Origin of the sequence: Phytoactinopolyspora endophytica (assembly GCF_004138495.1) — a bacterium.
GTDB lineage: Bacteria > Actinomycetota > Actinomycetes > Jiangellales > Jiangellaceae > Phytoactinopolyspora > Phytoactinopolyspora endophytica.
Genome location: NZ_ML142859.1, coordinates 60,988 through 71,209 on the forward strand (window position 1 = coordinate 60,988; position 10,222 = coordinate 71,209).

At 66.5% G+C, this 10,222-nt stretch carries 11 protein-coding genes; 3 read left to right on the forward strand and 8 right to left on the reverse strand.

The annotated features are described in order from the left end of the window. The coding region (locus tag ELR45_RS20445; protein WP_240759926.1) for a ribose-5-phosphate isomerase at window positions 1-437 on the forward strand (437 nt) is incomplete at its 5' end. On the opposite strand, the gene ELR45_RS20450 is transcribed toward ELR45_RS20445, so the two are convergent. Then, window positions 367-651 carry a hypothetical protein gene (locus tag ELR45_RS20450; RefSeq protein ID WP_129668014.1) on the reverse strand — a complete coding sequence of 95 codons (285 nt, stop codon included), beginning with the start codon at window positions 649-651 and terminating at the stop codon, window positions 367-369. The genes ELR45_RS20445 and ELR45_RS20450 overlap by 71 nt on opposite strands. A 122-nt stretch (window positions 652-773) precedes the next feature. Here ELR45_RS20450 and ELR45_RS20455 point away from each other — a divergent pair, with 122 nt between their 5' ends. After that, a complete protein-coding gene (locus ELR45_RS20455; protein ID WP_205856949.1) occupies window positions 774-1,877 on the forward strand; it encodes a PP2C family protein-serine/threonine phosphatase in 1,104 nt (367 codons plus the stop codon). Between the two features lie 30 nt (window positions 1,878-1,907). On the opposite strand, the gene ELR45_RS20460 is transcribed toward ELR45_RS20455, so the two are convergent. Beyond that, window positions 1,908-2,876: a helix-turn-helix transcriptional regulator gene (locus ELR45_RS20460; RefSeq protein ID WP_129668015.1), complete on the reverse strand. Its 969-nt coding sequence runs from the start codon at window positions 2,874-2,876 to the stop codon at window positions 1,908-1,910. Window positions 2,877-2,986: 110 nt separating this feature from the next. Here ELR45_RS20460 and ELR45_RS20465 point away from each other — a divergent pair, with 110 nt between their 5' ends. After that, on the forward strand, window positions 2,987-3,928 hold the full coding sequence (locus tag ELR45_RS20465; RefSeq protein ID WP_205856950.1) for an alpha/beta fold hydrolase: 942 nt from the start codon (window positions 2,987-2,989) through the stop codon (window positions 3,926-3,928). Window positions 3,929-3,976: 48 nt separating this feature from the next. Here ELR45_RS20465 and ELR45_RS20470 read toward each other — a convergent pair whose 3' ends face one another. The 6 genes from ELR45_RS20470 to ELR45_RS38530 all read right to left on the reverse strand — a co-directional run. After that, a complete protein-coding gene (locus ELR45_RS20470) occupies window positions 3,977-4,723 on the reverse strand; it encodes an SDR family NAD(P)-dependent oxidoreductase (RefSeq protein WP_129668016.1) in 747 nt (248 codons plus the stop codon). A 90-nt stretch (window positions 4,724-4,813) separates the two neighbouring features. Beyond that, window positions 4,814-6,010, reverse strand: coding sequence for a cation:proton antiporter (locus ELR45_RS20475; protein WP_129668017.1), 1,197 nt, complete (start codon window positions 6,008-6,010; stop codon window positions 4,814-4,816). Window positions 6,011-6,025: 15 nt separating this feature from the next. Continuing rightward, on the reverse strand, window positions 6,026-6,520 hold the full coding sequence (locus ELR45_RS20480; protein WP_129668018.1) for a cation:proton antiporter regulatory subunit: 495 nt from the start codon (window positions 6,518-6,520) through the stop codon (window positions 6,026-6,028). A gap of 78 nt (window positions 6,521-6,598) precedes the next feature. Beyond that, a complete protein-coding gene (locus ELR45_RS20485) occupies window positions 6,599-7,033 on the reverse strand; it encodes a VOC family protein (protein WP_129668019.1) in 435 nt (144 codons plus the stop codon). A gap of 73 nt (window positions 7,034-7,106) precedes the next feature. After that, a complete protein-coding gene (locus ELR45_RS20490; protein ID WP_129668020.1) occupies window positions 7,107-9,686 on the reverse strand; it encodes a beta-galactosidase in 2,580 nt (859 codons plus the stop codon). A gap of 13 nt (window positions 9,687-9,699) precedes the next feature. Next, window positions 9,700-10,222 (reverse strand): glucoamylase family protein (locus ELR45_RS38530; protein WP_205856951.1); only part of this gene is annotated, 523 nt, incomplete at its 5' end.

Genomic DNA, 10,222 nt, shown 5'->3' on the forward strand with positions numbered 1-10,222 from the left:
AGGTCCTCCGGGAAGAGGGCCACGAAGTTGTCGATCACGGCCCGTTCGTCTACGACGCCGCCGATGACTATCCGGTGTTCTGCCTGCGCGCGGCCGAGGCCGTGGCCGCCGATCCGGGAAGCCTCGGAGTGGTGCTCGGAGGTTCGGGCAACGGCGAACAGATCGCCGCGAACAAGGTGCCCGGCGTGCGTGCCGCGCTCGCCTGGTCGGAGGACACCGCGCGGCTGGCACGAGAGCACAACGACGCCCAGGTGGTCTCGGTCGGCGCCCGGATGCACACGTTCGACGAGGTGACCCGTTTCGTGACCGTGTTCCTCGCGACGCCGTACTCGCAGGAGGAACGGCACACCGGCCGGATCGACATGCTCAGTCGCTATGAGCAGACCCGGGAGCTTCCGCCTCTTCCGCAGACTCCGGCGGCTTCTCCGCGGAGTTAGCGCCGGTGGAGTCGGGCCCGGCCTTGACCCGGCCGGTCTCGGTGGGCCGGAACCGCTGTAGGCCGCTGGAGTCGAGCTTCTCCAGCGCCTCCGTCAGCTGGGTGGCGTCTGGGCGCGACACATCGCGAGCCCGGGTCGAGCGGGAGATGCTGACCTGCGAGCGGCGGTCGACCTGGTCCAGCCGTTGCTCGTCGCGTTTGTCTCGACTTCCCATAGCGACGACGGTACGTGCCGCGTGCAGACGAGATCCACCGACCGTCCGATTCGGCGGTCCACGTGGCCGATTATTCTCGAAGTAGGTTCTGTACCAGCGCGGATGCGGTTAGTGTCACAAGTGTGAAGACCTCGCCGGTAGCTCAGACGCGGTTCAACGGTACCGCGCTGCTTCGGCGAGGCCTGCGTACGGTCAATTATTGGCTCTCCTACGAGGGCGTACTGCTGGCCGGCCTGCTCGGTATCACGATCCCGCTCGGCTCCGCCGCCGTCATCTGGGCCGGAACCTTCCCCGCGAGCCTCTTGGTGCTACCTGTGCTGCTGGGCGGGGTTTTCCTCTCGCTCTACCTGCTGCGCTGGATCGTCGTGGTCACGGCCGGCTTCCTGCTGGCGGCGGGGATCGCCGGAGTTGTCACGGGAGAGTACGTCGGCGCGACGATCGCCGTGCTGATCGCCTCGGCCGTGTCGCTGGCCCTGGCCCGGTCCCGTGCCCGGCTGGGGGTCACCGGGACCACGGGCGAGTCGATGCTGGTCGACCTCAGAGACCGGCTGACCGCACACGGCAAGCTGCCTGCACTCCCTGATGGATGGGAAGTGGAACTGGTCCATCGCTCCGCGGGCCGGTCTCAGTTCTCCGGTGACTTCCTGGTCGCCGCTCGCTCCTCTGAAGGGCTTGTCCTCGAGGTCGCCCTGGTCGACGTATCGGGCAAGGGCCACGCCGCCGGAACCCGGGCGTTGCTGCTCTCGGGTGCGCTCGGCGGGCTGCTCGGGTCGCTGCCGCCGGCGGAGTTCCTGCCCGCGGCCAACGCGTACTTGCTCCGTCAGCGATGGGCGGAGGGTTTCGCGACGGCGGTGCACGCCGTCGTCGATCTCAGCTCGGGACAGTTCGAGATCCGGTCGGCCGGCCATCCTCCCGCGATCCACTACCAGTCCGGGTCCGGCCGGTGGAAGAGCATTGATGCGAGCGGCAGCCTGCTCGGCGTCCTCGAGAAAGAACACTACGAGCCGACGGTCGGCCTGCTCCGGCCGAACGACGCGCTGCTGCTGTATACCGACGGGCTCGTCGAGGCGCCCCGCCGTGACCTGAGCGACGGCATCGACAAGTTGCAGGGCGAGGCGGAGAGGCTGGTCACCCGGGGCTTCCGAAATGGGGCTCACCGGCTCATCGACGCGGTCGCTTCGTCGGAGGCAGACGACCGTGCCCTGCTGTTGCTATGGCGCACCTAGTGGTCTGATCGCCCGACCCCCATCTATTCGTCATGATGGCGCGACACTGAGATGAATGGCGAGCTGCCTGACGGTGTCGGCGAGCTCGGCTGGTTCGACGACCACCACTGGAGCGGTGAGCGCAATGCGAGCAACCGTCATAGCGAGCCGGCCGAGATCTTCGCTGCGGATCTGGACTAGACAGCGGTCCGCTTCCACCTCGATTGGTGTGTGGTCGATCCATCGGAGCACACCCTCGAGTTCGGCGAACGTAGCGTGGATGGCGAGTTTCGCGTCGAGGTGACGGGGTGTCGAGCCGAGTGAACTCGCGACAAAGCCCGCCGCATCGCCACCGGGGATCTCGCGTGGCGTGAAATGACTGCCCGCCAGCCGGGGATCCCGGAGCCGGTCCAGTCGAAACATGCGCCAGTCGCAGCGATGTTGGTCCCATGCCACGAGGTACCAACGACGTCCTGCCGTGACAAGTTGGTGCGGCTCGACGAGCCGTCGGCTGCTCTCGCCGTCACCTCGCCGGTAGTCAAAACGCACGTACTCATGGTCGCGACACGCGGCGGCGAGCACACTGAGCGCTTCGGGGTCGACGATGTCGTAGTCGGCTGCCCGTCGCATCGAAGTGACGCTCGAATGCAGCGCCGACACACGTCGGCGTAGCCGATGGGGCAGGAGTTGTTCGATTTTCGTCAGCGCGCGCAGCGAGGCTTCTTCGATGCCGCCGATTGCGGCCTCCGCGGCGTAGCGCAGTCCGACGGCTACCGCGACGGCCTCGTCGTCGTCGAGGACCAGGGGCGGCACGTGTGCCCCCGTTGCCAGTCGGTAGCCCCCGTATTTTCCCGACGTGGCATCGACCGGATAGCCCAGGTCGCGCAGGCGATCGACGTCACGGCGCACCGTTCGCTCCGTGACCTCGAGTCGTGCGGCGAGTTCGGCACAGCGCCAGAAACGATGAGTCTGAAGGAGCGACAGCAGCTGCAGCGCTCTACCTGTGGGATCGTTCCGCATTTCTTCAGTTTGCCAACGATCTAGGACTTGATGTGTCCGCAATGCTCCCTATGGTCGGATCAACCGGTCAATCCGTACACAGGATCGGCAATGAACCCCAAGGAGCATCCGTGATTCCATCCGACTTTCCGAAGCCTGTCCGTATCCCAGTCAACGGCGTGGAACTTGAAGTCTTTGAAGCAGGCCGGCGCAATGCCGGGAAACCCATCGTGCTGTGTCATGGGTGGCCAGAGCATGCCTTTTCTTGGCGCCATCAGGTGCCCGTCCTTGTCGCAGCGGGCTACCATGTCATCGTCCCGAACCAGCGGGGTTACGGCAACTCATCCCGTCCGACCGAAGTGACAGCCTATGACATTGAACACTTGTCGGGTGATCTTGTGGCACTTCTTGATCACTACGGATATGAAGATGCCACCTTTGTCGGTCATGATTGGGGTGCAATGGTCGTGTGGGGGCTGACCTTGCTGCATCCAAACCGTGTAAACAAGGTGATCAACCTGAGCTTGCCCTACCAAGAGCGCGGAGAACGGCCCTGGCTCGAGTTCATGGAGGAAATGCTTGGTGGCGACTTCTATTTTGTCCATTTCAATCGACGGCCCGGCGTGGCGGACGCCATATTGGAAGAGAACACGTTCCGCTTCCTTCGCAACCTATACCGCAAAAGCGAGCCCCTCAAAGAGCCCGAGCCAGGCATGGCAATGATCAATCTCGCCAGAGCAGAAACACCACTGGGCGAGCCCTTGATGAGCGACAGCGAGTTGGCCGTTTTCGTCTCTGCCTTCGAAAAATCGGGATTCACGGGGAGCATCAATTGGTACAGGAACCTTGACCGCAACTGGCACTTGTTGGCGGATGTGAACCCGATCATCCAACAGCCCGCCCTCATGATCTATGGCGACCGTGACGCGGTCCAGAGGGCTGAGAACCTGACAAAGTTCGTCCCCAAGGTGGAAATGGTCGATCTCGACTGCGGCCATTGGATCCAGCAAGAAAGGCCTCATGAAGCAAACCAAGCGATCTTGAGTTGGCTGGAGCGGCAGGATGCCACATAGTTTCGCGACACACTAGAATCCGTCTCCGGCCGGCTTGTCCGCCGCGGTTCAACGGCGTAGGCGCAGCTCCTGCATGCCTCCGTCGACGGCGATGCTCGTGCCGGTCGTGGAACCGGCGGCGGGGGAGGCCAGGTAGACGATCGCATCCGCCACCTCCTCCGCGCTGACCAGGCGGCCGGTGGGCTGACGTGCGTTCAGCGCCGTGCGCTCAGCGGCCGGATCGTCGGCCTGGCCCAACAGCCGGCTGACCCAGGGAGTGTCGACGGTGCCGGGGTTGACGCAGTTGACCCTGATGCCGTCGTTGATGTGGTCGGCGGCCATGGCGCGGGTGAGCGAGAGCACAGCCCCTTTGGAGGCGGAGTACAAGGCTCGCTGTGGCAGGCCCGCGGTGGCGGCGATCGAGCAGGTGTTCACCACCGCCGCGTGCTCGGATCGTCGCAGGTGATTCAGGGCGGCCGCGCTCACCCGGGCCATGCCGGTGACGTTGATGTCGAACACGCGGGCCCACTCGTCATCGTCGAGGTCCTCCACGGAGCCGATGGCGCCGATGCCCGCGTTGTTCACCACGATGTCGATCCCGCCGAGAGCGTCCGCGGCGCGGTCGACGGCTGTCCGCACGGAAGCACCGTCAGCGACATCGCAGTAGAAGCCGGTCATCGGATCCTTGACGGCGTCCGGGTTCACATCGAGCACTCCGACCCGGGCCCCCTCGCCGGTCAGGCGTTCGGCCGTGGCCAGTCCGATGCCCGACGCTCCGCCCGTCACGATTGCCGTCATCCCCGCGAGGTTGCCCATGCGACCACTCCTCAGTCATCCGATGTTTCCGTGGCTATGGTACCCGTCGGCACACAGCAGCACGGACGGACGTCGCGCCCGGCGTCCGAGTTACGGGGTGCCGACGGGAACACGCGCGGCGGCCGTGCGTCGCCGGACTGCGGCCTTGAACCGTTCGGAGTCGGGAATGCGGGTCAGCAACGGCCCGGCGATGACCGTGATCAGCACGTACGCGGTAGCCAGCGGCGCCAGTCGTGGCTCGACGCCGGAGCCGACGGCCAGGCTGGCGATGACGATGGAGAACTCACCGCGCGGGGTGAGGCCGAACCCGGTGCGCCACCGCCCGGGGACGCCGATCCCGGCGCGTTTGGCCGCGATGTATCCGGTGGCGATCTTGGTGGCGGAGGTGACGACGACCAATGCCAGTGCGGGCAGCAGGACCGGGACCATGTCCGCCGGGTCCGTCGCCAGCCCGAAGAAGACGAAGAACGCCGCCGCGAACAGGTCACGAAGCGGGCTTAGCAGCTGGGTCGCCTGATGGGCGATCTGGCCGGAGATGGCGATACCGACCAGGAACGCGCCGACGGCCGCGGAGACGTTGACCTGTTCGGCGACTCCAGCGACGAGCATGGTCAGGCCGAGCACTCCGAGCAGGAGCGACTCCGCGTCCTTGGGGGAGAACAGCCGGGAGATCGCCCGGCCGTGGCGCAACGCGAGGAAGAGGATGATGAGGACGGCGCCGACGGCGATCGCCAGGGTGACCGCGCCCTCGACCAGCCCGGCACCGATGACCAGCGTGGACAGGACGGGCAAGTAAAACGCCATCGCGAGGTCTTCGATGACCAGGATGGAGATGATGACCGGTGTCTCCCGGTTACCCAACCGGCCCAGATCGTTCAGTACCTTCGCGATGACGCCCGACGACGAGATCCAGGTGACGCCGGCCAGCGCCACCGCGGAGACCGGCCCCCAGCCGAGCAGCAGCGCGAACGCCGCACCCGGCAGCGCGTTGAACAATGCGTCGATGACACCGGACCGGGCGGACTTACGGATGCTGGTGATGAGCTCGCTTGCCGAGTACTCCAAGCCCAGCATGACCAGGAGCAGGATGACGCCGATCTCGGCACCGATCTCGAAGAACTCCTCGCTCGCGTCCAGCGGCACGAGACCGCCGTGCCCGAAGATCAGACCGATGAGCAGATAGAGCGGGATCGGCGACATCCCGATCCGCCGACCCACCCGTGCGAGCATGCTCAGACCGAGGAGGAGCGCACCGACCTCGATGAGGAGCATGGTGGTGTCGTGCACCGCACGTGCCCCGAGTCAGGCCGCGCCGTTGGAGAGGAGCTCTCCGAGTTTGTCGAGGCCTTTCCGGGTGCCCACGGCGACGACGATGTCGCCGGCGCTGAGTACGTAGTCCGGTCCGGGCGACGGGACCGCCTCGTCGCTGCGCAGCACGGCGACGATCGACACGCCGGTACGGGTGCGCGCCTGGGTGTCGCCGAGCGGCCGCCCGGCGTACGGGGAGTCCGCCGGGATGGATACCTGCTCGGTGAGCAGACCGTCGGCGTGCTCGTGGATGTTCGCGAGCTGGCTCAGCATGATCGATGTTCCGAGCACGTCGGCAAGTGCCTCTGCCTCACTATCGGTCAGCGGGACTGAGGCCTTGCAGGAATCGGGGTCATCGGGGTCGAAGTAGATCAGGTCGCGGCGGCCGTCATGGTGCGCGACGACACCGATGCGCTGTCCCGAGGCGGTCGACACCTCGTGCCGCACGCCGATCCCTGGCAGGTCGGTCTTCTCTACACGTACGCCCACGTCATTGAAGGTACCAGGTAGTGCTGACTGGCGCCCGCGAGACGCCTCGGAGCAGCGTCACGGGAAAGATCAACGAGCTCAGTCGAGACAGAACTCGTTGCCCTCGATGTCCTGCATCGTGATGCACGACTCGTTGTGCTCGTCGGCGTGTTGTGTCAGCACATGTGTCGCGCCGAGCGCGAGGAGCCGTGCGCACTCGGCCTCGAGTGTGGCGAGACGCTCTTCACCGACGAGCCCGGTGCCGGCCCGCACGTCGAGATGCACCCGGTTCTTGACGACCTTGCCTTCGGGAACGCGCTGGAAGAACAGCCGTGGGCCCACACCTGAGGGGTCAATGCAGGCGAACGCTGAACCCTGATGCTCAGGCGGCTGCGAGCGGTTGAAATCGTCCCAGGTAGCAAACCCCTCCGGTGGTGGCGGTACGACGTACCCCAACACCTCGCACCAGAAACGAGCGACGCGCTCGGGTTCTGCGCAGTCGAAGGTGACTTGGAAGTGCTTGACCGACGCCATCGGTCCACCATAACGGCCCGTGCTGTTCACCCGAACACGCCACACCAGACGCGAGCTTCGCTTCCATTGGAGATCACGCGGCGCGACGGACTGTGAACGTGCGGCTGGCTGTACGTATGTGCGTGTCTCGACTTCTCCGGCTCAGCTCGGCGGCGTCGTCGTCGGTGGTCGCGTCGCCGTCAACGACGACGACGGCCTCGCTGCCGGCCGAGCGGAAAGTGACCTCGCCGTCGCCGATCCCAACGGGTTCCGCCGTGGCGTAAGCGATGTTCACCCCACCGAGAGTGAGCCCGACGGGCAGCATGAGCGCGCTCCGTGCCGGCAGGTGCAACGACTCACCTCCGAACAGCGGCTTCCCGTCCTCCTCGGCGGTGAACGTCGTCTCGTAGGCCGAGGTGTTGAACGCATGCAGCAGCCGCCCGCCGTCGTCGTCGGCCATCGAGAGGATGAAGACGCCGGGCATCGAAGAGGAATGTGTGATGCCCGGTCGTGCTTCCACCGCGTCGAAGACCCGGTTCCAGAAGGTGGGGTCCACGATGTAGTCGGTGGTGATCACCACTGCCCTGCCGTCGCCGAGCGGCACATCGATCCCGCACGCGCCGCCGGTGCTGAGCTCGCGGAGGAACACTGTCGCGGACCCGCCGGTCTCGAACAGCTGGGCTCGGCCCACGCGGGTTTCGGGCAGCGGCTCGGCCCATGCGTGGGCAGTCACCGAGGGGAAGAAATCGGGCGCCCCGGTGATCGTCTCGGTCGCTTTCAAGCCGAGCGCATCGGCCAGCACCGTGCTCTTCTGCGCGGCCATATCCTTGACCGGCATCTTCCCGGCGAGAAGAAGTGAGCCGCCGCCTTCGACATAGCGCACCAGCCGCTCTTGCAGTTCGGTGCCGAGATGCTCCGCCCCGGCCAGCGCCAGCACCGGCTGCCGGTCTGGGTCCAGGTCGCCGGCCTGCAGGTTCACGCTGCCGAAGCGGATATTGGAGAACAGCATGGCCCGGGCCAGCGAGCCGCCGCGCGGACCGGCACCGCGCCAGCCTTCCACATCGCTCACCACCTGCTGTGCCTGATCGCGGCCGGGCGCCGGGTACTGGGTCAGGTAGTGATCCGGGACGAACCCGAGCGTGACCGCGTCGTATTCAGGGCGCATGGCCGCCAGCCGGCCACGCAGAGTTGAGACCGCCCGCAGCGCCGTCCGAGTCGGCTCGAAGCTGAGGTTCCGCTCACCTTCGGGGGTGATCGGCGCGTTGAAGCCGTGCCGCTCCCCGGTGGTGCCGATCCGGTCGTTGCCGTCGCCGACCGGCTCGTCCAGCGGCGGGTTGAAACCGCCCGTGAACAGGTAGTAGTTGATCAGCCTGGTGCCTTGGGCGACGCACATCCGCGTCTTGAGGTCGGGAGCCGACGGGTCGAAGGCCACCTCCAGCGCCTGACCGTAGTCGCCGTGGCCGGCGTCGAACTCCAAACAGGTCAGCGGCTGGTCGTCGTCGTTCGTCGCGTCGGTGAACGCGTTGACGAGGTAGAGGTCCGGTGTGTTGCGCAGTTCGAGCTCGCCCAGATACATGTCGACGCCCGAGATCATCCCGTCGACCCCGGAGTAGGTCTCGACTAGCTGGCTGATGCCGATCGGGTACCGCTCGCCGCGTCCGCCTGACGTGCCGTGGATGTTGATGATGAACGGCACGTCCTTGACACCGGATTCTTCGGCGAAGGAGCGGAGTTCGGCGGCGTAGCGGGCGAACCGGCCGCGGCTGTAGCGGCCGAGGTCGTGCATGAGCGCTGCGGTGTACTCGTCGTCGGGTGCCTGGATCGCCTCGTCTCGCTGCTCACGCGAGGCGCCGGCGAACGGGTAGCGGTCGCCGAGGCCATCGCCATACTCTTCGTCGAGCCAGGCGTTGAAGTCCTCCAGCAGGTGCTCGGTGAAGTCCGGGGCGTTGGCGACCCACGAGATCATCCCGATCTCGTTGTCCAGCTGAACCGCGATGACCCCGGGCCTACCCGGCCGGTGCAGCCGCTCGGCGATCACCGGCATGACCGCCTCATACCAGCGTTTGGCTTCGGCGAGAAAGGACGGGGCGAGGTAGTCGAGCGTGGGGGCCAGGGTCTCGTCGCCGTCCCAGCCGCTCGGCACGGCGTCCGGGTTATCCTCATAGACCCGGTGCGGGATGCCGTTGTTCTTGGTCTCGGCCATGATGAACGGGCCGGGCCGGGGGATGACGTGGAAGCCGTTCTCGATGCAGAGGTCGAGGAACGCTCCGAGATCACGCTCCGGCGTGCTCTCGCCGGTGACGTCGATCGTGCCGTCCGCCAGCTCGTGCCACAGCCACGGGATGTACGTGGCGATCGTGTCCAGCCCGGCGGCCTTGGCCTCGTCGAGCCGGGACTGCCAGTCGTCGCGGTCGAGCCGGAAGTAGTGGATCTCGCCCGCCAGCACCAGCGCCGGTTCGCCGTCGATCAGGAACCGCTTGTTCGCGTAGCCGACATCTGGCGCGGGCACGCTGGAGGTGTTCGAGGCGCCCGATCGTCCGGCGATGGTCTCAGGTTGGGCGGTCGCGGATTGCGCGGACGCCGTGCCGGACGAAGGCATGCTGAGCCCGGCGCCGGCGGCAGTGGCGAGGCTTGCGGTCAGGACGGCGCGGCGGGTCGGTGTGAACGGTGTCATCTCAGCCTCCAGGTCACGCGATGCCGAAGTTCTCGCGGGCGAGCAGCGGCCGCAGCCGACGGGCGAACGCACCCGTGCGGAACGGTCGCTGCAGCAGGCCTGGCTTGAGCACCTGCGCGAGCGCCGCGGCGACCATGCCCTGGTCCAGGGAGAGCATCCGGTCGCTGACGTGGCCGGTGCCCACGTTGATCGAGTCATAGAAGCCGAGGCCGTCTTCGTAGGCGTCGAAGTCGCGCGCGATGTTCTTCAGGTTGCGGATCGCCTCCGTACGGAGGAACGGCATCGCCAGGAACGCCGCGTGTGGCGTGACGACGCCGTTCGTGTACGCCGACGGCGGCGGCAGTTCCTCGCCGTAGGGCACGTAGGTACGGTCGGTGTTCGAGCAGTAGCCCTCCGCGGAGATGCCCAGCCACTGCACGCCGTACTCCTGGTAGCCGCCCTCGGGCACGTTGCACGGTGAGAACCCCCAGTAGCCGTACTGGGCTTCCTGCAGCCCGTGCTCCAGGTGGCCGAGCGCCCACCGCTTGTGGTTCAGC